Source organism: Microvirga zambiensis WSM3693 (genome assembly GCF_016735695.1).
In the GTDB taxonomy this organism is placed as follows: domain Bacteria; phylum Pseudomonadota; class Alphaproteobacteria; order Rhizobiales; family Beijerinckiaceae; genus Microvirga; species Microvirga zambiensis.
Genome location: NZ_JAERQD010000018.1, coordinates 40,186 through 63,299 on the forward strand (window position 1 = coordinate 40,186; position 23,114 = coordinate 63,299).

The window sequence follows — 23,114 nt, forward strand, 5'->3', positions numbered from 1 at the left end:
GGAGCCCGGAATCCATAAACGCCGGCTTCGCACAATGAAGGGTCGTCAGCGGTTATGGACCCCCGCCTTCGCGGGGATGACGGGAGAAGGTTTGATCACAGGACACTAAAAGGAGTATCCCATGTCCCTGAAGATCCGTCTCACCCGTGGTGGTGCGAAGAAGCGTCCCTATTACCGCATCGTCGTTGCCGATTCGCGCTCCCCGCGCGATGGCCGCTTCATCGAGAAGGTCGGCACCTACGACCCGATGAAGGCCAAGGACGATGCCGGCCGCGTCGTTCTCGATAACGAGAAGATCCAGGCCTGGCTCGCCAAGGGCGCCCAGCCGACCGACCGCGTCCTGCGCTTCCTCGACGCTGCCGGCCTCCTGAAGCGCTCCCCGCGCAGCAACCCGCAGAAGGCCGTTCCGGGCAAGAAGGCCCAGGAGCGCGCCGCCGAGAAGGCCGCCGCGGCTGCCGCCGGCGAAGGCGAGGCTGCGTAAGGCTGATGGTAAGGGGGCGCAACTCATCCTCCCCTAGAGGGGGAGGGTCGATGCTGCGTGAGCAGCAGCGGGGTGGGGTGGAAACACCTCGTTCTCCTACGTCGCGCTCCCACCCCACCCCGGACCTGCGGTCCGACCCTCCCCCTCCAGGGGAGGGTGTCCGCGGCGTTCTGCAAACAAACGATCTCGTCCTCGTCGGCGAGTTCGGTCGCGCCCATGGCCTGAAGGGCGAGGTGCGGCTGAAATCCCATACCGGCGATCCGCGGGCGATCGCCGATTACAAGCCGCTGATCGCATCGAACGGCAAAACCTATTCCCTCAAGAACGTGCGGCCCGCGCCCGGCGGCGCGCCCGATCTGCTCATCGCCGTCGTCGATGGCGTGACGACGCGCGAGGCATCCGAGGCGCTCAACCGCGTCGAGCTCTACGTCGCGCGCGAAAAACTTCCCTCCCCCGACGAGGAGGATGAGTTTCTGCTCGCGGACCTGATCGGTCTGTCCGTCCAGAACGAAGCGGGCGAGACCATCGGCACGGTGGTCGACGTGCCCAATTACGGCGGCGGCGATCTGCTGGAAATCGCGCCTTTGCAGAAAGGCCCGACCGCATTTCTGCCTTTCACCAAGGCCTTCGTGCCGATTGTGGATATCGCCGGCAAACGCATCGTCGCGGCACCTCCGGGCGATCTGTTCGAACAGGCGAAACCCGCCCCCGATTCCGAGGACGAGGCGTGAGCTTTTCCGCCACCATCCTCACCCTCTACCCTGAGATGTTTCCAGGCCCGCTCGGCATATCGCTCGCCGGCGATGCGCTCGCGCGCGGCGTGTGGTCGCTTGAAGCGAAGAACATCCGCGATCACGGCCTTGGCCGTCACCGTACTGTCGACGATACGCCGGCCGGCGGCGGTCCCGGCATGGTGATCCGCTGCGACGTGCTGGCTGCCGCCATCGACGCCAATGTCGCGCAGGACGATCCGCGTCCAAAACTTCTGATGAGCCCGCGCGGCAAGCCGCTGACTCAAAGCCGCGTGCGCGAGTTCGCGGCTGGTCCCGGAATCGTCATCGTCTGCGGCCGCTTCGAGGGCGTGGACGAGCGCGTGATCGAGGCGCGGGGCCTCGAGGAAGTCTCCATCGGCGATTACGTGCTCTCCGGCGGCGAGATGGCGGCGATGATCGTGCTCGATTCCTGCGTGCGTCTGCTCCCCGGCGTCATGGGCAAGGAGGCCTCCGGCACCGAGGAAAGCTTTGAGACGAACCGCCTCGAATATCCGCATTACACCCGGCCCCGCGAATGGGAGGGCCGCCCGATTCCCGACGTGCTGCTCTCCGGCAACCATGCCATGATCGAGCGCTGGCGCCGCGCGGAATCGGAGCGCATCACGCGCGAGCGGCGGCCTGATCTGCTGGAGCGTTGATCCATCAAACTACGCTCTATGGCAAAGGAGACGCGTCGATGGTGCAGGGTTTCGAGCATGTGGGCATGGTCAGCAGCGATCTCGACAGAACCATCGCCTTCTATTGCGGCCTGCTGGGCTTGAAGGAGACCCTGGTCAAGCGCACGGGGGAGGGCGGGCGCATCGCCTTTCTCGAGATCGGCGGCGTCATGCTCGAAATCGTCGAGCCCGCTGCCGGTGCGAAAACGCCGGCGCGCGAGGTGCCGATCACCGAGGCGGGTATCCGTCACATCACGTTCCGCGTCGAGGATGTCGATGCGATCTACGAGAAGCTTCGCGCCGCCGGGGTCGAGTTCACTGTCCCGCCGCGTCAGGCGGTGAATGCGGAGCTCATCCGAAAAGTGGCGTTCTGCAAGGATCCCGACGGCATCGTGGTCGAGTTCCTGGAGCGCCAGCCGTTAGCCTGACGCAGCCTCCGCTCCGAGCTTGGCGCCGAAGATCTTCAGGTACTTCATGCCGGTGTCGCACATCACCGTGACGATGGTCGCGTCCGGGCCGAGCGTCTCGGCAAGGCGCAGGGCCGCGATCACGTTGGCGCCCGTCGACGTGCCGGCGAACAGCCCCTCCTCGCGGGCGAGCCGGAAGGCCATCGCCATCGCCTCGTCCGTCGACACCCGCTCGATCCCGTCGGCGATGCCTTTGTCCCAGAGCGGCACCACATAGCCGGCGCCGATCCCGTCGATCTTGTGCGCACCGGACGGGCCGCCGGAGAGGACGGCGGATTCGGCGGGCTCCACGGCGACGATCGCGATCGATCTCTTCTGCCGTAGGCCCTCCGCGATCCCGCGCAAGGACGCCGCCGTTCCCACGCTCTGGACGAAGCCGTCGATGCGGCCCTCGCTCTGCTGCCAGATCTCGTCGGCCATCCGGTGATAGGCGGAAAGCTGATCGCGGTTCTTCATCTGGTCGGTCCAGAAGGAGCCCTTCGCCTCGGCGATGATGCGGGCCTCTTCGATCATGTCCTTGGTCAGCTTCTCCGTCATGCGGCCGCTCTCGCTCTTCACGATATGCAGCGTCGCGCCGAGGAGCTGCATGTGGTCGAGCTTTTCCTTGGAGAAGGCGTCGGAGGTGACGATGTCGAGAGGATAGCCCTTCACCGCGCAGACCAGCGACAGGGAAACGCCGGTGCTGCCGCCGGTGTATTCCACCACCGACCTGCCGCCTTTCAGGCGCCCGTCGGCTTCCGCCGCCTCGATCATGGCGAGCGCCATCCGGTCCTTCATGCTCCCCGTCGGATTCTCGGTCTCCAGCTTCAGCAGGATGCGGGCGCCGTTGGCGGGGCGGATATGGCGAAGCGGGATCAGCGGCGTATTGCCGATGCGATCGAGGATTGTGCGGGGCTGCTGGGTCATGGGTGCCGTCCAAAAAGGTCGATCCTCGGTAAACCGGGATGGTTCGCTCGTCAGGTCCGGAATCCGGACTTCTCCCGGTTTCGCTGCCATGCTAGCGCTTCCTCCATGGCAGATTACGGTCAATTCTGTTCCGTGGCCCGCGCCCATGAGGCCGTCGGTGGGCGCTGGACCCTTCTCGTGGTGCGCGAGCTTCTCTGCGGCAGCCGTCGCTTCAACGACATCCGCCGCGGCATCCCGCGCATCTCCCGCACCATGCTCTCCGAGCGCCTGCAGGACCTGGTGCATGTCGGAGTCATCACCCGCGTCGAGGGCGAGCACGGCCCGGAATATGCCCTCACCGAGGCCGGCCGGGAACTGATGGGCATCGTCGGGGCTCTCGGCACCTGGGGCCAGCGCTGGCTGCCGCGGCGGGCCGAGACCGAGGATCTCGACCTCGAGCCCATTCTCGTCGACATGGAGCGGCGGGTCCGAGCCGAGGCACTGCCGGGCGAGCCCATGGTCATCCGCTTCGAGATCGAGGGGCAGCGCCAGCCGCGCTTCCTGCTGTTGAAGGAAGCCGACGTCTCGCTCTGTGGCCGCAATCCGGGCTTTCCCGAGCCGCTCTGCGTGCGCGGCTCTCTTTCTGCCCTGGCCGCCTGGTGGCGGGGCGACGTGAGCTTTGCCGAGGCGCAGCGGATGGGCATCTCGGTGGATGGGCCTAAGGCTCTGGCGCGGGCGTTTCCGGACTGGTTCGAGCGGTATTTGTTCGCGGAGGTGGGGCAGGCCTCACGAAAGTCAGCGATCTAAGGGCACCGGTCCCTGTTTCGTCATGGCCGGGCTTGTCCCGGCCACCCACGTCTTTGCACCGCTGTGGTTCCCAAGACGGTGGGTCCCCGGGATGATCCCCGGATCAAGTCCGGGGACGGGGATGACGTTGCGGGTGGGTTGACAGGCGGCTTGCAGGCTCGACAACCCCCCGAAACTGCTGTATAGGCGCGGCCTCAACTTAAAACAGGACGCCGAAATCCCGCGGGTTTTGAGATCGCTCAGGACCACGCAACGGCAGGAGTATTACGATGAACCTCATTCAGCAGCTCGAGCAGGAGCAGATTGCCAAGCTCGCCAAGACCATTCCCGACTTCCAGCCCGGCGACACCGTGATCGTCAACGTGAAGGTGAAGGAAGGCGAGCGTACCCGCGTCCAGGCCTATGAGGGCGTCTGCATCGCCCGCTCCGGTGCCGGCCTGCACGAGAGCTTCACCGTCCGCAAGATCTCCTACGGCGAAGGCGTCGAGCGCGTGTTCCCGATCTATTCGCCGAACGTCGATTCCATCAAGGTCGTGCGCCGCGGTGCGGTGCGTCGCGCCAAGCTCTATTACCTGCGCGACCGTCGCGGCAAGTCGGCCCGTATCGCCGAGCGCGCCGAGAAGAAGACCGGGACCCCGGCTGCTGCCGAGTAAGGCTCTCGTCTCGATCGTCAGAATTTTCGAAGGCGCGGCTCAACCCGCGCCTTTTTGCTGAACGGACGAGCCGATCGCGACAAAAATATAATTGCGCGAGGTCGCGCGTCTGCTATGCGATCGTTTCAAGGCGGTGTGCGCTCAGGACATCTTCCCGTGCCTGCGCGCTGCCGCTAAAAACGCCAAACCATTTATTTTCGACTGCTGGAAGAGACCCATGGCCAAAGCCCGCACCCTCTATGACAAGATCTGGGACGACCACGTCGTCGATCAGCAGGATGACGGGACGTGCCTTCTCTACATCGATCGCCACCTCGTCCATGAGGTCACGAGCCCGCAGGCCTTCGAAGGCCTGCGCATGACCGGCCGCCAGGTGCGCCAGCCGGGCAAGACGCTGGCCGTGGTCGACCACAACGTGCCGACCACCGACCGCTCGCACGGCATCGAGGATCCCGAAGCCGCCACCCAGGTCGCGGCTCTCGCCCAGAACGCCAAGGAATTCGGCGTCGAGTACTTCAACGAGCTCGACACCCGCCAGGGCATCGTCCACGTGGTCGGTCCGGAGCAGGGCTTCACGCTGCCGGGCATGACAATCGTCTGCGGCGACAGCCACACCTCGACCCACGGCGCCTTCGGCTCGCTCGCTCACGGCATCGGCACCTCGGAGGTCGAGCATGTGCTCGCCACCCAGACGCTGATCCAGAAGAAGGCCAAGAACATGCGCGTGACCGTGGACGGGCAATTGCCCGCCGGCGTCACGGCGAAGGACATCATCCTCGCCATCATCGGCGAGATCGGCACCGCCGGCGGCACCGGCCACGTGATCGAATATGCGGGCGAGGCTATCCGCTCGCTGTCGATGGAAGGCCGCATGACGATCTGCAATATGTCGATCGAGGGCGGTGCCCGCGCCGGCATGGTGGCCCCGGACGAGAAGACCTATGCCTATCTGAAAGGCCGTCCCAAGGCGCCGCAGGGCGAGGCTTGGGATGCGGCCGTGCGCTATTGGGAATCCTTACGCACCGACGAGGGCGCCTTCTTCGACACCGAGATTCGGTTGGACGCAGCCAATCTGCCGCCCATCGTCACCTGGGGTACGAGCCCTGAGGACGTGGTCTCGATCGCCGGCGTGGTGCCGAATCCGGATGACATCCAGGACGAGAACAAGCGCCGCTCCAAGTGGCGCGCGCTGGAATATATGGGCCTGACCCCCGGCACCAAGATCACCGACATCGCGCTCGACCGCGTCTTCATCGGCTCCTGCACCAACGGCCGTATCGAGGATCTGCGCGAAGTGGCCAAGGTGGTCGAGGGCAAGCGGGTGGCGGCGAGCGTCAACGCCATGATCGTGCCCGGATCCGGCATCGTGAAGATGCAGGCCGAGGCCGAGGGCCTCGACAAGATCTTCAAGGAAGCCGGCTTCGACTGGCGCGAGCCCGGCTGCTCCATGTGCCTTGCCATGAATGCCGACCGCCTCGCACCACACGAGCGCTGCGCCTCGACCTCGAACCGCAACTTCGAGGGCCGCCAGGGCTTCAAGGGACGCACCCATCTCGTCTCGCCGGCCATGGCGGCGGCGGCAGCAATTGCCGGCCGCTTCGTGGACATTCGCTCGTTTTGATATAATATCCGGCCATGATGAAATGTTCATGGCCGATTTTCTCTCTGATGTTCGCAGTCCTGCTGTCGGCAGGCCATCCTGCCCTCGCGCAGAAACGAGATGCCGCCGGTCGGCAGCCTCCATCGGATTGTTTCTGGAAGCAGCATCAGTTCACGAGAACCCTCGGTACGCTGCGGAAATATCCGGATGCAGAACTGCGTTTTGCGCTTGCCAATAAAGCGGGTGAAAAGCCCGACTACCCGGTGTGCTACAACAGGCGCGAGCAGCTGAGGCGAGATATTCAGATCGATCAGTGGCGCCGAAACGAAGCTCCGGAATGCCTCAATTATTTTCGTAACAAAGAGGCGCAAGACGCTAAAGAGTGGAAGGCGTTGGGCCTGCCGCCAAATCGCACGCTTCAACAGCGGATGACCGAATACAACGAGACCTGCCAACAGACGGCCGGGCCACTCTGACAAGCAATGAAAGGCCGTGAACTACACGAGTCACGGCCTTTTCATGATCAGTTCTCTAAAAAATCAGTCCACATAGACCCGACGGCCGGCGACGACCGAGCGGCAGCGCTCGACGGGGCGGCGAACGACGACGCCGTTGCGACGGACGCGCTCTTCCATCACCGTGCGGCAGACGGTGCGGGTCCGGGCCGGGCGCACCACGCGGCGCTCGACGATGCGCTCGCGGTAGCGAGGCGCGTAATGCCGCTCCTGCGAGACGCGGACGCCTGAGGGACCGAATCGCACGTCCACACCCTGAGCCGACGCCGCATTGGCACTGAGAACCACCAGCCCGGCCGCAGCCAGGATACCGAACACCTTACGCATTGTTACCTCGTTAAACTTTCACTATCCGGGGCTGTTAACGGCGCAGGGAGGAAGGCGTTCCGTTGCGAAGCGGCTTTCGAATGTTCATGCTTAAGGGACGATGAAGAGCGAGGAGGGATCCATGAGCGACCGGGACAGGGAAACCCGCGAGGCCGCCGAGGCCCGCGAAGCGCTGGAGCGCGTCCAGCGGGATACGGAAACTCTCGGCTCCTCGGCGCTTGCGCGGATGGGCCGGCAGGCCGGCGATCATTTCGGGGCCAAGGACGCCGTCGGTGCGGCCGAGGGCGGCGGCACCGATCCGATCGAGCTCTGGGGAAGGCGCATCGGCCGCGCCCTGTCGTTGATCGGCGTCGTCATCCTCACCATCTGGCTTCTGGTCCAGCTGAGGATCCTCTGACGTCATGACATCGATCGCCAATCTCCAGGCCCCCTCCCTCGACGATCTCGAGGCGCTCGCGCGCGATGCCTATGCGCGCCTGCCGGAGGCGTTCCGCCGGCTCTGCGAGGGCGTGGTGATCCGGGTCGAGGATTTTCCCGACGACGAGACGATGGAGGAGATGGGCTGCGAGACGCCCTTCGACCTGCTCGGCCTCTTTCGCGGCATCGGCCTCGCCCAGGGCGGCGCGATGATGCAGACGGGCCAGTTCCCGAACATGGTCTGGCTCTACCGCCGCCCGATCCTCGATTACTGGGCCGAGCACGAGGAGAGCCTCGGATCCATCGTCACCCACGTCCTGGTACACGAGATCGGCCACCATTTCGGCCTCTCCGACGAGGACATGGAGGCGATCGAGGCCGCGGCGGGGTGAGCCTGAGGCTACCATCGCACTCACGCTGCGCCACTTAGTCCTGCTCCACGACAAACCGGCTCGCCGCCCGGCGGCCGCGATCCGTCCCTAGGGAGGAGAGGCTTCATGGCGAAGAATGTGGCGGAACAATTCGTCGAGATCCTCGCCGCTGCAGGCGTAAAGCGCGTCTACGGCATCGTCGGCGACAGCCTCAACGGTCTCACGGACGCTATCCGCCGCCAGGGCGGGATCGAGTGGATCCACGTGCGGCATGAGGAGGTGGCAGCCTTCGCCGCCGGCGCCGAGGCGCATCTGACCGGCGAGCTTGCGGTCTGCGCCGGCAGCTGCGGGCCGGGCAACCTGCATCTCATCAACGGCCTCTTCGATTGCCACCGCTCGCGGGTGCCCGTGCTCGCCATCGCGGCGCATATTCCCTCGCCCGAGATCGGCAGCGGCTATTTCCAGGAGACGCATCCGGAAAATCTGTTTCGGGAATGCAGCCATTACTGCGAACTGATTTCCGCTCCCAGCCAGATGCCGCGCATGCTCGAGACCGCGATCCGCACGGCGAGGGCGAAGGGCGGCGTATCGGTGCTGGTGATCCCCGGCGACGTCGCGCTGCAGCCGGCCGCGGCGCCCGCGACCAAGTTCGAAGGCCTGCTGCCCTCGGCTCCCGTCGTCGCGCCGGCTGCGGAGGATCTCGATCGCCTCGCGTCCCTGCTCAACGAGGGCAAGCGCGTCACGATCCTGTGCGGTTCCGGCTGCGCCGGCGCCCATGACGAGCTGATGGCGCTCGGCGAGCGTCTTCAGGCGCCCATGGTGCATGCGATGCGCGGCAAGGAGCACGTGGAATGGGACAATCCCTACGATGTCGGCATGACCGGGCTGATCGGCTTCTCGTCGGGCTATTACGCCATGTGCGATTGCGACGTGCTGCTGATGCTCGGCACCGACTTCCCCTATCGTCAGTTCTATCCGGACGGCGCCAAGGTGCGCATCGCGCAGGTCGATCTGAGGGGTGAGAATATCGGCCGCCGCGTGCCCGTCGATGTCGGCGTCGTCGGCGATGTGCGTGCGACATTGGCGGCCCTGTCGCCTCTGCTCGTGCAGAAGACAGACGATGCGCATCTCGCCCAGGCGCGGAAGCATTATGCCAAGGCGCGCGAATCCCTCGATGAACTCGCCGAAGGCACACCGGGCAAGCGGCCGATCCATCCGCAGCAGGTGGCCAAAGCGATCAGCGACCGGGCGGCGGAGGATGCGGTGTTCACCTGCGATGTCGGCCTGCCCGTCGTCTGGGCTGCGCGCTATCTCGCCATGAACGGCAAGCGCCGGCTCGTCGGCTCGTTCTGGCATGGCTCGATGGCGAATGCGATGGCGCAGGGGATCGGCGCCCAGGCTGCCTTCCCCGGAAGACAGGTGGTCTCGCTCTCCGGCGACGGCGGCTTCGCAATGCTGATGGGCGATCTCCTCACCCTGTCGCAGCAGAAGCTGCCGGTGAAGATCGTGGTGTTCAACAACGGGACGCTGGGCTTCGTCGAGCTCGAGCAGAAATCCACCGGCTTCCTCGATTTCGGCACCGAGCTGCAGAACCCGAACTTCGCCGGCATGGCCGAGGCCATCGGCATCCGCGGGATCAGGCTCGAGGATCCGGGCGAGGTGGAGGAGGGGATCGCCGCGGCGCTTGCCCATGACGGGCCGGTTCTGGTCGATGCGGTGGTCAACCGCGCGGAGCTCGCCATGCCGCCCTCGGTGACGTTGGACATGGCGAAGGGCTTCACCCTCTACATGGTGAAGGCGATCCTGAGCGGCCGCGGCGATGAGGTCTACGATCTCGCCAAGACGAATCTCTGGCGTTGATGGCCGTGCAATCCTGCCGCGACCATCGTTGGCCTAGCGGTGGCGAGAAGCCTTTGATAAGAGGCACCTGACAGCGGCGAGGCGGCCGCCTTCAGGGATGTGAGGACCATGGACAAGTTCACCGTGCTGGAAAGCGTCGCGGCGCCGCTGCGGATCATCAATATCGACACCGATATGATCATCCCCAAGCAGTACCTGAAGACGATCAAGCGTACGGGACTCGGCACCGGCCTGTTCTCGGAGATGCGCTACCGCGAGGACGGCACGGAGAACCCGGATTTCGTGCTCAACCAGCCGGCCTATCGCAAGGCCAACATCCTGGTGGCGGGCGATAATTTCGGCTGCGGCTCGTCGCGCGAGCATGCTCCCTGGGCGCTGCTCGATTTCGGCATCCGCTGCGTGATCTCCACCAGCTTCGCCGACATCTTCTACAACAACTGTTTCCAGAACGGGATCCTGCCGATCAAGGTTTCGCCGGAAGACCTGGAAAAGCTCTTCGACGATGCAGAGCGCGGCGCCAACGCCACGCTCACCATCGACCTGGAGCGCCAGGAGATCCGCGGCCCCGACGGCGGCACGGTCACCTTCGACATCGACCCGTTCAAGAAGCATTGCCTGCTCAACGGCCTCGACGGCATCGGCCTGACCATGGAAAAGGCGCCCGCCATCGACGCCTTCGAGAAGAAGCTCTCCGAGCGCGCCTGGGCTTAAATGCTTCAGTGTCATCCCCGGCGGCCGTAAGGCCGGGAAGGGGATCCATGGCGTTGAGCATGGACGTGGATTCCCTTCCCTTCCGCTTCGCTTCGGCCGGGAATGACAGGAGGGTGGAGATGACACAGGGCAAGCCACGGATTCTCAGCCGCGCCGATTGGGCGACTCATCCCGATCTGTTCTGGAAGGGCCATGTGGAGGGGCATCGGCTCGGCACCGGCGTGACCGTGCTCTTCTATGCCACGGAAGAGGTCGGAGGTGGCCCGAAATGGCATGTCCACCCCTACGATGAGATCTTCATCATCCGCGAGGGGCGGGCGCTCTTCACCGTCGGCGACGAGCGCTTCGAATGCGAGACGGGCCAGGTCGTTCTCGGGCCCGCCAACGTTCCGCACAAATTCGTCAATCTCGGCCCCGGGCGGCTGGAGACCACCGACGTCCACGTCAGCGACCGCTGGATCCAGACGAACCTTCCCGATCCCGAGCTTGGCTGAAGAGCCCCGAGGTCGAAGCGCTGCACGCGATGAACCCTGGCAACGCTGTCCCACCACGTCATCACGTCCCCGGACTTGATCCGGGGATCGGTGCCGGTGATCTCGCTTAGGAAAAGCGCTGCGTTTCACGGCATCGGGATAGCCGGGACGAGCCCGGCCATGACGTGACGAGGCAGGACAGCCCAATCTAACGAAAGCGTGAGCAGCCGCTCCGTTTTCACAAGATTAACCAAATTTCCTGCAAGGTGCGGGGCATGAAGCACGTTTTTGCCCCCGTTCTCCTCGCTCTCGCCGCCCTCGGCCTCGCGACCCCGGCCTCGGCCCAGGCGGATTTCGGCTCCTGCCTCGCCTCCCTGCGCAGCCAGGCCGCCGCCAAGGGCGTGTCGGCCCAAGCCTTCGACGTCGCGACCCGCGGCGTCACGCCGGATCTGTCGATCCTCGACCTCATGAGCAACCAGCCGGAGTTCAAGACGCCGATCTGGGACTATCTTGCCGCCCTCGTCGACGAGGAGCGCGTGCAGGACGGCCGCACCGCCATGCGGCAATGGGGGCAGGCGCTCGCCGCGGCCGAGGCGCGCTTCGGCGTCGACCGCCATGCGATCGCCGGCGTCTGGGGTGTGGAATCGAATTTCGGCAAGGATATCGGGGGAAGGCCGCTCGTGCAGTCGCTCACGACGCTCGTCTGCTACGCGCCGCGCCGCAACGAGTATTTCAAGGGCGAGCTGATGGCGACGCTCAAGATCGTGCAGGACGGGGACATCAACCCGGCGAATTTGCGCGGCTCCTGGGCCGGCGCCTTCGGCCATACCCAGTTCATGCCCTCGACCTTCCAGCGCCTCGCCGTCGACGGCGACGGGGACGGGCACCGGGACATCATGACCTCCGTGCCGGACGCGGTGCATTCCACCGCCAACTTCCTGAAGAAAGCCGGCTGGGTGAACGGGCTGCCCTGGGGCTATGAGGTGCGCCTGCCGCAAAACTTCAATTCGGGTCTCGCCGGGCGCAGGAACAAGAAGCCGCTCGCCACCTGGGCCGCCATGGGCGTGACCCGGATCGACGGGCGCCCGCTCTCGGGCAATTACGCCGCCGGCATCCTCATCCCGGCCGGCGTGAACGGCCCGGCCTTCGTCGTCACCAAGAATTTCGATGCGGTCTATTCCTACAACGCTGCCGAATCCTACGGGCTCGCCATCGCGCTCCTCGGTGACCGCCTGAAAGGTCTGTCCGGCATCCAGGCGGCCTGGCCGACCGACGATCCGCCGCTCTCGCGCGCCCAGCGCCGCGAATTGCAGCAGCTCCTCACCGCCCGCGGCTACGATGTGGGCGAGCCGGACGGCAAGATCGGCGCCAAGACCCGCGAAGCCATCAAGGACGTGGAGCGCCGCATCGGTCTCGAACCGCGCGGCCGGCCCGGCGGAAAGGTGCTGCAGGCGCTGCGGGGGTAAGCTCGCGCGCTCGATCAGCGATCAGGCAGGTTGCAAGGCCTGTGAGTTTGGGAGTGTACTGTCCCCATGCTCATTGCCCTCCTCACCGATATCCACGGCAACCGCGAGGCGTTGTCGGCCTGCCTTGCCCATACGCGTCTCATCGGCGTCGACCGGCTGATCTTCCTCGGCGACTTCGTCGGCTACGGCGCCGATCCGGCCTGGGTCGTCGATCAGGTCAGGGGATTGGTGGACAAGGGCGCGATTGCGCTTCTCGGCAACCACGATGCGGCCATCGACGGCTCCGACGAGGACATGAACAGCGTCGCCCGCGAGGCGATCCGCTGGACGCGCAATCAGCTCGGGCTCGAGCAGCGCCGCTTCCTCGCCGACCTTCCGCTCATCCATGAGGAAGGCAGCGTTCTCTATGTTCATGCCAACGGCTACGCGCCGCGCAATTGGGACTACATGTCGGGCCCCATGGAGGCGATCCGGCATTTTTCACGGGTCGACGCGCACATCACCTTCTGCGGCCATGTGCATGTGCCCATGCTCTACCACATGAGCACCACCGCCAAGGTGGGCGCCTTCTCGCCGGTGGGCGACAACGACATCCCGCTTCTGCCGAGCCGCACCTGGCTCGCGGTGATCGGCGCCGTCGGGCAGCCGCGCGACGGGGTGCCGGCCGCGAACTATGCCGTCTTCGACACGGCCCGCCAGACCCTGCGCTACCTGCGCGTGCCCTACGACAATGCGACGGCCGCCCGGAAGGTGCGGGAGGCGGGCCTGCCGGAAAAGCTGGCGCTGCGCCTCGAAGAGGGGCGGTAGCGCATGCGCTGGCGCCTCAGCCCCGGAACGGAGATCGACGGGTTCACGCTTCTCGAACATCTCGGCACCGGCGGCATGGCGCAGCTCTGGGCGGTCACCCGGGAAGGCGATCCGACGCCGCTGGTCATGAAGATCCCGCTGCTCGTCGACAGCGACGATCCCCTGCCCATCGTCTGTTTCGAGACCGAGCAGATGATCATGCCGCGCCTTTCGGGCGTGCACGTGCCCCGTTTCGTGGCGACCGGTCCGCTCGAGCCGATGCCCTACATCGTCATGGAGCGGATCCCCGGCGAATCGCTCAAAAAACATCTCGACGCGGTGCCGCTGCCCTGGCCCGAGGTCGTCACTATCGGCGCGAAGGTGGCGCATGCGCTGCACGACCTCCATCGGCAGCATGTGATCCATCTCGACGTGAAGCCGAGCAACGTGATGATCCGCGAGACCGGCGAGGCGGTTCTCATCGATTACGGCTTCGCCCGCCACGAGCGCCTGCCGGACCTTCTGGCCGAGGAGTTCCGCGAGCCCTTCGGGACGACGCCCTACATGGCGCCGGAACAGGTGCTGCAGGATCGGGCGGATCCGCGCAGCGATCTCTTCGCGCTCGGCGTGATGCTGTATTTCTTCGTTACGGGAAAGCGCCCCTTCGGCAATCCGCGCGGCGGCCAGATCCGCAGCCGCCTGTGGCGCGATCCGGTGCCGCCGCGGGCACTCGCCCCGGATTGCCCGCCCTGGCTGCAGGAGGTGATCCTGCGCTGCCTCGAGGTCGATCCGCAGGATCGCTATGCCACCGCGGCCCTGCTCGCGCTCGACCTGGAAAATCCTGCGCATGTGAAGCTCACGGAGCGTGCCGCACGCCTGGAACGGGACGGCGGGGTGAAGACGTTCCGGCGCTGGCTCAAGGCGCGAAAGGCTCAGCCTCTCGAGGCACCCAACATCGCGGGCCAATTGTCCCGTGCGCCCATCGTGCTCGTGGCCATCGATCTGTCGCCCGGAGCCGAGGATCTCGCCGAGGCCCAGCGCCTGATGATCGGGCGGATCCTGTCCATCGAGGGCGAGGCGCGCATCGCCTGCGTCAATGTCCTGAAAACCTCCCGCATCGCGGTGGATATCCTGGAGGACGAGGAGGGGAGGAGCCTGCATGTCCAACGCCTCGTGCAGCTCAGGCATTGGGGCGCCACGCTCGACATCCCGAGCGAGAGGATCTCCTACAGCGTGCTGGAGGCGCCTGACCCGGCGGCGGCCCTCGTCGATTATGCCCGCCGCAACAATGTCGATCACATCGTGATCGGTGCGCGCGCCTCCTCGGCGCTCCGGCGCTATCTCGGCAGCGTCTCGTCCCAGGTGGTGGCGGAAGCCCCCTGTTCGGTGACCGTGGTGCGGACGCCGAGGGACCGGCGGATGGCGGATATTTCCGGCGAATTCGCCTAACGGCCAACACGACAAATGCTTGCCAAGGCAAGGGTCGCGCGCCTAAACCCTCTCGGCATGGCCGGGACCGACCCGGCCATCCACGTCTTGCCTTCGCGTGAGATGCTCTCTTCCAAGACCTCATCCTGAGGAGCAGACGAAGTCTGCGTCTCGAAGGAGGTTCCAGAGGGCACTGGATCCTCCTTCGAGACGGATTGCTCACGCAATCCTCCTCAGGATGAGGTTTGAGTTCGGTAAGACAGGGACGACGAAGCGAACAATCGAGCTGAGGACACTGCAACATGGCAACGCACAAGCTTCTCCTTCTCCCCGGCGACGGCATCGGCCCGGAGGTCATGCGCGAGGTCGAGAAGATTGTGGGCTGGTTCCGCAAGCGGGGCGTCGGCTTCGAGACCGAGACGGATCTCGTCGGCGGCTCGGCCTATGACGCGCACGGCGCGGCGATCTCGGAAGCGGCCATGGATCGCGCTCAGGCGGCAGACGCGGTGCTTTTCGGCGCCGTCGGCGGCGCGAAATGGGACACGGTTCCCTATGCGGTGCGTCCCGAGGCCGGCCTTCTCCGCCTGCGCAAGGATCTCGGCCTCTTTGCGAACCTACGTCCGGCGATCTGCTATCCGGCGCTCGCCGATGCCTCCTCGCTCAAGCGCGAAGTCGTCGAAGGCCTCGACATCATGATCGTGCGCGAGCTGACCGGCGGCGTCTATTTCGGCGAGCCGAAGGAGATCGTGACCCTGGAGGACGGCTCCCAGCGCGCCGTCGACACGCAGCTCTATCACACCCACGAAGTCGAGCGCATCGCGCGCGTCGCCTTCGATCTCGCGGGCAAGCGCCGCAACAAGGTCTCCTCGGCCGAAAAGTTCAACGTGATGAAGACCGGCGTGTTCTGGCGCCAGGTTGTCACCCGCATCCACAAGGCCGAGTTCTCGGACGTCCAGCTCGAGCACGTGCTCGCCGACAACTGCGCCATGCAGCTGGTGCGCAATCCGAAGCAGTTCGACGTGATCGTCACCGATAACCTGTTCGGCGACATTCTCTCCGACATCGCCGCCATGCTCACCGGATCGCTCGGCATGCTCCCTTCCGCATCGCTGAGCGCGGAGGATCCCACGACCGGCAAGCGCAAGGCGCTCTACGAGCCGGTGCACGGCTCCGCGCCGGACATCGCCGGCAAGGGCCTCGCCAACCCGATCGCCATGATCGGCTCCTTCGGCATGGCTCTGCGCTATTCCTTCAGCCTCACCGACGAGGCGGATCGCCTGGACAAGGCGATCGCCAGCGTGCTCGCCTCCGGCACCCGCACCAAGGACATCGCGGCGCCAGGCGCGAATGCGGTCGGCACGCAGGACGTGGGCGACGCCATCGTCAAGGAACTGGAAGCCCAGTCGTAAAAAGCAAAAGCCCCGGGCCACGGCCCGGGGCTTTCTTTTTCAAAGGGTGATTATCGGATCGAGCCCGTCACCCCGACATCCGGAACGCCGAACATGGGGAAGGGATTGCGCGATCCGACGTAAGGTCCGTTGGTGATCGGATCTGGCAGCGTGGCGACCCCGAAGCCCGCGCCGTTGGGAGCATAGGGCGGGGTCGACAGATAGGACTGGGCCTGACCATAGCCCGTATAGCCCGGATTGATCGAGCCGACCGGCACGACCGGCCCCGGATCGAGGAAGCTGCGGGGCTGGACGCGGAGAACGAGGGGGCGATCCCGGGTCTGTGCATCCGCCGCCACCGAAAGCGCGGTGAGCGCAGCCAATGAAGCCAAACCCAAAAGTGCGAAGCGGCGCATGGGTGAACCTCCAAGAATGGCGCATGGACCTTCATGTTGTGCGCCGTCAACACGTGCAGATACCGTCGGATACTGTCAGAACAAGGCGAGGCTGTTAAAATGGTTCCGTCGAAGCGTAACGTTACGGTGGGCTTAAGAGGGGCAACGGCCGATGCAGGATAAACCCAAGCTTGGTGGCGCTCTATCGGTAAAAAAGGGTCTGAGCCTTTTGGGCGAACTCCCGCTGGTCGCCGAGACGCCCGAGGAGCTGCTCGACGACGAGACGACGCCGATCGCGCACTTCTTCGTGCGCAACAATGGCCTGATGCCCGAGCCCGTTGAGGATCCGGAAGCCTGGAGCTTCGTCATCGATGGCGAGGTAGAGCGCCCGCTCCACCTGACGCTCGCGGATCTGAAGCGTCGATTCCCGCACAAGACCTACCGCATGGTGCTCGAATGCGGCGGCAACGGCCGCTCCTTCTTCGAACCCGCAGCCGAAGGCAATCCCTGGACGAATGGCGGCGCCGGCTGCGCCGAATGGACGGGCATTTCCTTAGGCGACGTCCTGCGCGAAGCGGGCCTGAAGGAAACCGCCCTGTTCACCGGCCATTTCGGAGCCGATCCCGACAAGCATGGCAGCCGCGAGCACCAGGCCATGTCCCGCGGGGTACCGATCGCCAAGGCTCTCGAGGAGCACACGCTCCTCGTCTGGGCCATGAACGGCGAGCCCTTGCCCTTCCTCCATGGCGGCCCTTTGCGTCTCATCGTGCCGGGCTGGCCGGGATCGTTGAGCCAGAAATGGCTTACCCGGATCTGGATCCGCGATCGCGAGCATGACGGACCGGGCATGACCGGCCTGTCCTATCGCCTGCCGGTAAATCCCCTGGCGCCGGGTTCCGACGGCAAGGGAGTCGCGCTGCGTGTTCTCGAATCGATGCCAGTGCGCAGCATCCTGTCTTCGCCTGCCGACGGCGCGCGCTTTCCCGAAGGCACGCGCTCCCTCGCGGTTCGGGGTGCAGCCTGGGCCGGCGACGATGGCGTGGCGCGGGTCGATGTGACCCTCGATGGCGGTGCGACCTGGGTCGAGGCGACGATGACGAAGCCGCGCAATCGCTACGACTGGGTGCGCTGGCAGGCCTCCCTGCCTCTGCCGGGCGACGGCACGTACGAGATTTTTGCCCGCGCCACCGATTCCCAAGGACGCGCCCAGCCCTTCCATGCCGCCAACTGGAACCCGAACGGCTACGGCTGCAACGTCATGCACCGGGTGCGGATTACGGTCGGGCCGGAGGTTTGACGGCGACCGAGGCGGTGCGGGCGGCCGGCCCGCAGGCTTCCGTGCGGTTGCGCTCGGCCCGGACAAACACGGCCTTCAGGGACGGATTGCTGCCGCCTGTGAGCGTGAGGCCGTCGATGAAGCAGGCCACCTGCGCGTCGTCGGGGGCGACGGAACCGCAGAGCCAGCCCTGGAAGGCGAAGGCGGAATCCTCGTCGGTGAAGCGGAAGGCCTGGCAGGCCTGCTCGGTCCTGGCCGACAGGGTCAGGGGAGCGGCCTCGACCGGGCCGAACTTCGTCGCGATCATGCGACCCTGGCCCAGATGCGCCACTGCGAGGCCCGATCGGGCTGCCCGGCGGACGATGTCGATGTAGAAGCTCCCCGCCGTCTCGGCATTTCCCTGTGTGAGCGCAAGCTGCGCATAGCGGAAATCGCCGAAGCGTCCGAGGATCAGGCTATCCTCCCGCGCCCCGTCCGCATGCTGGCGCGCTTCGGAAGTCATCTGACCGGGGGCGTTGGCGAGAGAATAAACCGGGCCTGAGGCCGGCAGCGGCGTCCAGGACGGGGCGGGGGCCAGCAGAGCCGCGGTGGGAACGGCCTTCGCGCGCTCGGCCGGACGCCCGTTCTGCTCGCGTTCGAGGGCGAAATAGACGAGCCCGGCTATGCTGCAGGACGACATCAGGACGATGCGAAACCAGGGCAGACGCTTCCGGCGCAGGCGACGGGACGGCCGCTCGTCGACCCAATCGGCGACGTCCTCCTCATCCCATTCCGCATAAACCGCCCGCGGCATCGCTAAAAACCAATCAAGTCCCGAAACCCTGTCATCAACATGTTCTAGCGTGACACTGGCCAGGCATCGAAAGGTTTTGCTAAGCAAGGTAAACCAGAGCTTAACCGATCAGAGTCCCGCATGCCCGATATCGCCGTCCGCCTTGCCACTCCGGAGGACGCGGCCGAGGTCGCAGCCTTGGTCCGTGCGGTGGACCTGCATTATGTCGGCCCCGAGGTGGCGCAGCCCCTCGAGCCCACACGGGCGATGGTCGAGCGCTCCATGCGGGAAGCGGAGGGCACGCGCTATGCCCTGGCCTTTCGCGATGGCCGCGCCGTGGGCCTTGCCTGCTTTGCCGTGCTGCGGCCCGGCTTCCGGCTCACGGGTCTGCTCTTCGTCAAGGAACTCTTCGTGGACAGCCACGCCCGTGGGCAGGCGGTGGGCGTCGTGCTGATGCGCTGGCTCGCCGATTTCGCCCGGGCGCAGGGGCTGACGCGCATCGATCTCACCACCGACGGCACCAATGCCGGCGCGCAGGCCTTCTACGAGCGCCTCGGCGCCGAGCGGATGAACAAGGTCTTCTACCGCTTCAATCTCTCGACCGATGTGCTGACCGGCGATTGAAAGCTTTTGCGGGCGAGGAAACGCTTGACGGCAGCGTGACTTTGGTGTGTTGCTGGCGGCGTATCGAAGCCCGGTCCGGGCTTTCAGATGGACGATGGCAATGGCGCTGCTCATTCAGACGACGAGCAAAACGAAAACCGCCACAACGGCTGCGACAACAGCCGAATAAGCCTCGTCGTCCCCGGTCCTCTCTCCCTCGGGGCGAGAGGCGACACCCGAACAGGGTTTTTCGGTTTCCGGGGAGAGCGACAACAGGAGAAGTCCAATGGGTTTCAAGATCGCCGTCGTCGGTGCGACCGGCAATGTGGGCCGCGAGATGCTGAGCATCCTCTCGGAACGGGCCTTCCCGGCCGATGAGGTGGTGGCGCTGGCCTCCCGCCGCAGTCAGGGGTCGGAAGTCTCCTACGGCGACAAGACGCTCAAGACGAAGACCCTCGACACCTACGACTTCTCCGATGTCGATATCTGCCTCATGTCCGCCGGCGGCGAGGTCTCCAAGGAATGGTCGCCGAAGATCGCCGCCCAGGGCGCGGTCGTGATCGACAACTCCTCCGCCTGGCGCTACGACCCGGATGTGCCGCTGGTGGTGCCCGAGGTGAACGCCGAGGCGCTGCGCGACATGAAGAAGGGCATCATCGCCAACCCGAACTGCTCCACGGCCCAGCTCGTCGTGGCCTTGAAGCCGCTCCATGACGCCGCCACCATCAAGCGCGTGGTCGTCGCCACCTACCAGTCGGTCTCCGGCGCCGGCAAGGATGGCATGGACGAGCTCGACCGCCAGACCAAGGCGCTCTATTCCCTGCAGGACGTGCAGGAGAAGAAGTTCCCCAAGCGCATCGCCTTCAACCTGATCCCGCACATCGACGTGTTCATGGAGGACGGGTACACGAAGGAAGAGTGGAAGATGGTGGCCGAGACCAAGAAGATTCTCGACCCGAAGATCAAGCTCACCGCCACTTGCGTGCGCGTGCCGGTCTTCATCAGCCATTCGGAAGCGGTCAACGTCGAGTTCGAGAAGCCGATCACGGCGGATGAGGCGCGCAATATCCTGCGCGCGGCGCCCGGCATCATGGTGGTCGATAAGCGCGAGCCCGGCGGCTACATCACCCCGCACGAGGCAGCGGGCGAAGACGCCACCTACATCTCCCGCATCCGCGAGGACATCACGGTCGAGAACGGCCTGTCCTTCTGGTGCGTCTCCGACAACTTGCGCAAAGGCGCGGCGCTCAACGCCGTCCAGATCGCCGAAGCCATGGCCAATCGCGGCCTGCTGAAGCCGAAGAAGCAGGCGGCTTAAGTCGTCGATCGATCGTTATCGCAATGGCCGGGCTCGTCCCGGCCATTTTCGTTTCTGAAGTGCTCTCCACTGTCATTCCGGGGCCGCGCAGCGGAGCCCGGAATCCATAAACACGATGTCTCAAGAATGAACGAGCAGCGCCGCGTCTATTTCTGAACCATCAGCGGTTATGGATTCCGGGCTCGCCTGCGGCGCCCCGGAATGACAGAGAGACAAACCTCTCAGAGCGGCCCCGCGTCGCGCGCCGAAAACATCGAAAACCGCTCTGGAACACCTTCCACCGCCGGCTTGAATTCCCCGGTCTCGGGATCGCGCACCAGCAGCACCCCGGACGCGACGCCGAAATAGGCGCCGTGGAGCTGGAGCTTGCCGCGCTCGACGAGGATGCGCACACAGGGGAACGTCATCAGGTTCTTCAGGCTGTTCTCGACGGCGGCGAGTTCGAGCCGCGGCAGATAGTCCTCGAGATCGCCCTTGTTCGGTCCCAGCCGCTCGCCGGCCGGCTTGATGAGGCTCATCCAGCGGCCGATGAAGTCGCCCGGCGAGAGCGGTGCGGTATCGTCCGCGAAGGCGCGTACGCCGCCGCAGCGGGCATGTCCCAGCACCACGATATGCTTCACGCGAAGCGCCTGCACGGCGAATTCGAGCGCCGCCGAGGTACCGTGGAAATCGCCGCCGGTCTCGAAGGGCGGAACGAGATTGGCCACGTTGCGGACCACGAACATCTCGCCCGGGCTCGCATCGAAGATCACCTCCGGCGAGACGCGGCTGTCGCAGCAGCCGATGATCATGACCTCGGGCGACTGGCCTTTTTCCGCGAGAGCCTCGAAGCGGTTCTTCTCGCGCGGGAAGCGGTCGTCGAGAAACGCACGGTAGCCTTCGGTCAGACGTTGCGGGAACATGGTCGTCCTTCCATTACGGATGAGTGATCTCGGCAAGCTTGGCGAGCTCGACATTGGCGCCGCACAGAAGCACGCCGACGCGCTCGCCCGAGCGGGGTTTATAGGCCCCGGAGATGAGCGCTGCCAGAGCCGCGGCGCCTCCGGGTTCGGACGCGATGCGATAGTCGCGCCACAAGAGCCGCTGGGCGTCGCGGATCGCCGTGTCCGCAACGAGGGCCACGTGATCGACGCTCCGGCGGCAGATCGAATAGACGAGATCGCCGGTGTTCTTCGCGCCGAGCGAATCGGCGGCGACCGAATCCACGTCCACATCGACGGGACCGCCCGCTTCGAGCGCCGCATGGAGCGCGCGCGAGCCTTCGGGCTCGACACCCACCACCTTCACCCGCCCGGCCCACCAGCTTGCCACGCCGCTGATGAGGCCGCCGCCGCCCACCGCCACCAGCACCGTGTCGAGGGCAGGGCCGTCCTGCTCCCATTCGAGCCCCGCCGTGCCCTGGCCGGTCACGGTGCTCTCGGCCGCGAAGGGATGGATGCGCAGCGCGCCGCTCTCGGCCACATAAAGATCGCAGGCATCCTGGGCGTCCGCATAGCGCGCGCCGCCGATCACCACCTCCGCCCCGTGCGAGCGGATGACGGCGATCTTCGCGGGGCTCGAGATCTCCGGCACGAAGATGCGCGCCTTCACGCCGACCTGTTTCGCCGCATAGGCCACCGCCGCACCGTGATTGCCGCCGGACGCGGCCGCGACGCCGGCCACCGGCACCTCGTTCGACAGCAGGGTGTTGAAGGCGCCGCGGGTCTTGAACGAGCCCGCATGCTGCAGGAATTCCAGCTTCAGGCTCACCGGCCCGTCATGACCGAAGGCGCTTCCCAAGTTCAGGAGAGGTGTGCGGCGGATATGGGGGGCGATGCGGGCATGGGCCGCTTCGATCTCGGTGCGGGTGATGGTCATGGTCGAACCTTCAAGGCTTTGGGCGGAGCGTCCAGATGGCGACGGGCAGGCCGTGAGCGTCGCGGCCGGGCGGGTCGGGAAAGGATTGTCCTCCACCTCTCGCGAGATCGAGCGCCACGGTCAACCCCGCAAGCGCATCGAGCAGATCGTCCTGGGCGGCACCGCGCGGCGGAAGGGCCTCGATCAGGGCGCCGGGCAGAAGGCCGGACTCCTTAAGAAGGTCACGCCGCAGATCCATGCCCGGTCTATGAGGCGTGCCCTTCACCTTCTTCGGTTGGGTGAGAGCCCGGCGGCCGTTGAGGGCCCAGAAGGCGAGTTCGGGATGGACTTCGTAGATGCGGGGCACGAGATCGGGCCTTGCGCGCAGCAGCGCGTCGATCTCGCGGATCTTCGGGAAGATGGCAAAGCCCTGCCGCGAGACCTTTCGCGACGGATCCGAGGTGGCGGCGGCGATCGTGCAGGCCTCGGCATAGTCCATGGCCTCGACGGCGCGGCGCGAGGGGATGGCGAAGACGGAGGATTGCCGCTCGCCGAGGAGAGGGCGAATCATCTGATCCGGCGCGCGCCCCGAGCCTTGTGTGCGCTCAGGCAGGCCGATGGGCATGTCGACGGCGATCACGGCCGGATGCTCCGGCGCATCGGCAATGGCCTCGAGCGTCGGTGCCGTGACGATGCGATGGACGTTCGGATCCTCCACCCGCATGAGCACCGCAATCCAGCCGGCGCGGCAGCCGTCGACGCCCGCAACCCACATACCTGATGTTCCTCCGCAGGCCGGGAATGACACTGTTCTTCCCCGTGGACCACCACTAAAACCGCTCTGTCGCTC

Annotated in this window: 27 protein-coding genes; 20 read left to right on the top strand and 7 right to left on the bottom strand. The window is 65.7% G+C overall.

What is annotated here, in order from left to right; all coding sequences use genetic code 11:
• Positions 1-121: 121 nt before the first annotated feature.
• Genes rpsP through JKL46_RS15280 form a run of 4 tightly spaced genes read left to right on the top strand, consistent with a single transcriptional unit; the run spans position 122 to position 2,338 of the window.
• A complete protein-coding gene (rpsP, locus tag JKL46_RS15265; protein ID WP_201834263.1) occupies positions 122-481 on the top strand; it encodes a 30S ribosomal protein S16 in 360 nt (119 codons plus the stop codon).
• A 50-nt stretch (positions 482-531) separates the two neighbouring features.
• Positions 532-1,212 (top strand): ribosome maturation factor RimM, encoded by a 681-nt coding sequence (gene rimM, locus JKL46_RS15270; protein ID WP_201834265.1) that lies wholly within the window; start codon positions 532-534, stop codon positions 1,210-1,212.
• The gene (gene trmD / locus JKL46_RS15275; RefSeq protein WP_201834267.1) at positions 1,209-1,892 is read left to right on the top strand and encodes a tRNA (guanosine(37)-N1)-methyltransferase TrmD; all 684 of its coding nucleotides are present in this window, start codon (positions 1,209-1,211) and stop codon (positions 1,890-1,892) included. The genes rimM and trmD overlap by 4 nt, the downstream gene beginning before the upstream one ends.
• Positions 1,893-1,930: 38 nt before the next feature.
• Positions 1,931-2,338 (top strand): VOC family protein, encoded by a 408-nt coding sequence (locus JKL46_RS15280; RefSeq protein ID WP_201834269.1) that lies wholly within the window; start codon positions 1,931-1,933, stop codon positions 2,336-2,338.
• Here JKL46_RS15280 and JKL46_RS15285 read toward each other — a convergent pair.
• The gene (locus JKL46_RS15285; RefSeq protein WP_201834271.1) at positions 2,330-3,283 is read right to left on the bottom strand and encodes a PLP-dependent cysteine synthase family protein; all 954 of its coding nucleotides are present in this window, start codon (positions 3,281-3,283) and stop codon (positions 2,330-2,332) included. The two genes, JKL46_RS15280 and JKL46_RS15285, sit on opposite strands and share 9 nt — an antisense overlap.
• 105 nt (positions 3,284-3,388) lie before the next feature.
• Between JKL46_RS15285 and JKL46_RS15290 the strand changes: the two genes are divergently transcribed.
• From JKL46_RS15290 to JKL46_RS15305, 4 genes are all read left to right on the top strand, one after another.
• Complete coding sequence (locus JKL46_RS15290; RefSeq protein ID WP_201834273.1) at positions 3,389-4,069, top strand: winged helix-turn-helix transcriptional regulator; 681 nt, start codon at positions 3,389-3,391, stop codon at positions 4,067-4,069.
• A gap of 269 nt (positions 4,070-4,338) precedes the next feature.
• Complete coding sequence (gene rplS / locus JKL46_RS15295) at positions 4,339-4,722, top strand: 50S ribosomal protein L19 (RefSeq protein WP_201834275.1); 384 nt, start codon at positions 4,339-4,341, stop codon at positions 4,720-4,722.
• A 217-nt stretch (positions 4,723-4,939) separates the two neighbouring features.
• Entirely contained in the window at positions 4,940-6,343 is a 1,404-nt protein-coding gene (leuC, locus tag JKL46_RS15300) for a 3-isopropylmalate dehydratase large subunit (protein WP_201834278.1), read from the top strand.
• A gap of 14 nt (positions 6,344-6,357) precedes the next feature.
• Entirely contained in the window at positions 6,358-6,798 is a 441-nt protein-coding gene (locus JKL46_RS15305; RefSeq protein ID WP_210381365.1) for a hypothetical protein, read from the top strand.
• Between the two features lie 63 nt (positions 6,799-6,861).
• Here JKL46_RS15305 and JKL46_RS15310 read toward each other — a convergent pair whose 3' ends face one another.
• The gene (locus tag JKL46_RS15310) at positions 6,862-7,164 is read right to left on the bottom strand and encodes a hypothetical protein (protein ID WP_201834282.1); all 303 of its coding nucleotides are present in this window, start codon (positions 7,162-7,164) and stop codon (positions 6,862-6,864) included.
• Between the two features lie 121 nt (positions 7,165-7,285).
• On the opposite strand from JKL46_RS15310, the gene JKL46_RS15315 reads away from it, so the two are divergent.
• From JKL46_RS15315 to leuB, 9 genes are all read left to right on the top strand, one after another.
• On the top strand, positions 7,286-7,561 hold the full coding sequence (locus tag JKL46_RS15315) for a hypothetical protein (RefSeq protein ID WP_201834284.1): 276 nt from the start codon (positions 7,286-7,288) through the stop codon (positions 7,559-7,561).
• Between the two features lie 4 nt (positions 7,562-7,565).
• Positions 7,566-7,973, top strand: a complete 408-nt coding sequence (locus JKL46_RS15320; RefSeq protein ID WP_201834285.1) for a metallopeptidase family protein — start codon at positions 7,566-7,568, stop codon at positions 7,971-7,973.
• Between the two features lie 105 nt (positions 7,974-8,078).
• A complete protein-coding gene (gene poxB, locus JKL46_RS15325; RefSeq protein WP_201834287.1) occupies positions 8,079-9,812 on the top strand; it encodes a ubiquinone-dependent pyruvate dehydrogenase in 1,734 nt (577 codons plus the stop codon).
• A gap of 108 nt (positions 9,813-9,920) precedes the next feature.
• Entirely contained in the window at positions 9,921-10,523 is a 603-nt protein-coding gene (leuD, locus tag JKL46_RS15330) for a 3-isopropylmalate dehydratase small subunit (protein WP_201834289.1), read from the top strand.
• 119 nt (positions 10,524-10,642) lie between these two features.
• Positions 10,643-11,017: a cupin domain-containing protein gene (locus JKL46_RS15335; RefSeq protein WP_201834291.1), complete on the top strand. Its 375-nt coding sequence runs from the start codon at positions 10,643-10,645 to the stop codon at positions 11,015-11,017.
• A 254-nt stretch (positions 11,018-11,271) separates the two neighbouring features.
• Positions 11,272-12,462, top strand: a complete 1,191-nt coding sequence (locus JKL46_RS15340; protein WP_201834293.1) for a lytic murein transglycosylase — start codon at positions 11,272-11,274, stop codon at positions 12,460-12,462.
• A 66-nt stretch (positions 12,463-12,528) separates the two neighbouring features.
• Positions 12,529-13,269 carry a metallophosphoesterase family protein gene (locus tag JKL46_RS15345; protein WP_201834296.1) on the top strand — a complete coding sequence of 247 codons (741 nt, stop codon included), beginning with the start codon at positions 12,529-12,531 and terminating at the stop codon, positions 13,267-13,269.
• Positions 13,270-13,272: 3 nt separating this feature from the next.
• Complete coding sequence (locus tag JKL46_RS15350; RefSeq protein WP_201834298.1) at positions 13,273-14,697, top strand: serine/threonine protein kinase; 1,425 nt, start codon at positions 13,273-13,275, stop codon at positions 14,695-14,697.
• A 281-nt stretch (positions 14,698-14,978) separates the two neighbouring features.
• On the top strand, positions 14,979-16,085 hold the full coding sequence (gene leuB / locus JKL46_RS15355) for a 3-isopropylmalate dehydrogenase (RefSeq protein WP_201834300.1): 1,107 nt from the start codon (positions 14,979-14,981) through the stop codon (positions 16,083-16,085).
• Positions 16,086-16,135: 50 nt separating this feature from the next.
• Here the strand turns inward: leuB and JKL46_RS15360 are convergent, their stop codons facing one another.
• Positions 16,136-16,480, bottom strand: a complete 345-nt coding sequence (locus tag JKL46_RS15360; RefSeq protein WP_201834303.1) for a hypothetical protein — start codon at positions 16,478-16,480, stop codon at positions 16,136-16,138.
• 151 nt (positions 16,481-16,631) lie between these two features.
• Between JKL46_RS15360 and JKL46_RS15365 the strand changes: the two genes are divergently transcribed.
• The gene (locus JKL46_RS15365; protein WP_201834305.1) at positions 16,632-17,756 is read left to right on the top strand and encodes a sulfite oxidase; all 1,125 of its coding nucleotides are present in this window, start codon (positions 16,632-16,634) and stop codon (positions 17,754-17,756) included.
• Here the strand turns inward: JKL46_RS15365 and JKL46_RS15370 are convergent.
• Positions 17,734-18,528, bottom strand: coding sequence for a hypothetical protein (locus tag JKL46_RS15370; protein ID WP_201834307.1), 795 nt, complete (start codon positions 18,526-18,528; stop codon positions 17,734-17,736). The two genes, JKL46_RS15365 and JKL46_RS15370, sit on opposite strands and share 23 nt — an antisense overlap.
• 120 nt (positions 18,529-18,648) lie before the next feature.
• On the opposite strand from JKL46_RS15370, the gene JKL46_RS15375 reads away from it, so the two are divergent.
• Together JKL46_RS15375 and JKL46_RS15380 are read left to right on the top strand one after the other, a co-directional pair.
• Positions 18,649-19,131 (top strand): GNAT family N-acetyltransferase, encoded by a 483-nt coding sequence (locus JKL46_RS15375; protein ID WP_201834309.1) that lies wholly within the window; start codon positions 18,649-18,651, stop codon positions 19,129-19,131.
• 265 nt (positions 19,132-19,396) lie between these two features.
• Positions 19,397-20,428 (top strand): aspartate-semialdehyde dehydrogenase, encoded by a 1,032-nt coding sequence (locus JKL46_RS15380; RefSeq protein ID WP_201834316.1) that lies wholly within the window; start codon positions 19,397-19,399, stop codon positions 20,426-20,428.
• 221 nt (positions 20,429-20,649) lie between these two features.
• On the opposite strand, the gene JKL46_RS15385 is transcribed toward JKL46_RS15380, so the two are convergent.
• Genes JKL46_RS15385 through JKL46_RS15395 form a run of 3 tightly spaced genes read right to left on the bottom strand, consistent with a single transcriptional unit; the run spans position 20,650 to position 23,039 of the window.
• A complete protein-coding gene (locus JKL46_RS15385) occupies positions 20,650-21,330 on the bottom strand; it encodes a carbonic anhydrase (protein WP_201834318.1) in 681 nt (226 codons plus the stop codon).
• A 13-nt stretch (positions 21,331-21,343) separates the two neighbouring features.
• Positions 21,344-22,285, bottom strand: a complete 942-nt coding sequence (locus JKL46_RS15390) for a threonine/serine dehydratase (protein ID WP_201834320.1) — start codon at positions 22,283-22,285, stop codon at positions 21,344-21,346.
• 10 nt (positions 22,286-22,295) lie between these two features.
• Complete coding sequence (locus tag JKL46_RS15395; protein WP_201834322.1) at positions 22,296-23,039, bottom strand: DUF429 domain-containing protein; 744 nt, start codon at positions 23,037-23,039, stop codon at positions 22,296-22,298.
• Positions 23,040-23,114: the final 75 nt, after the last annotated feature.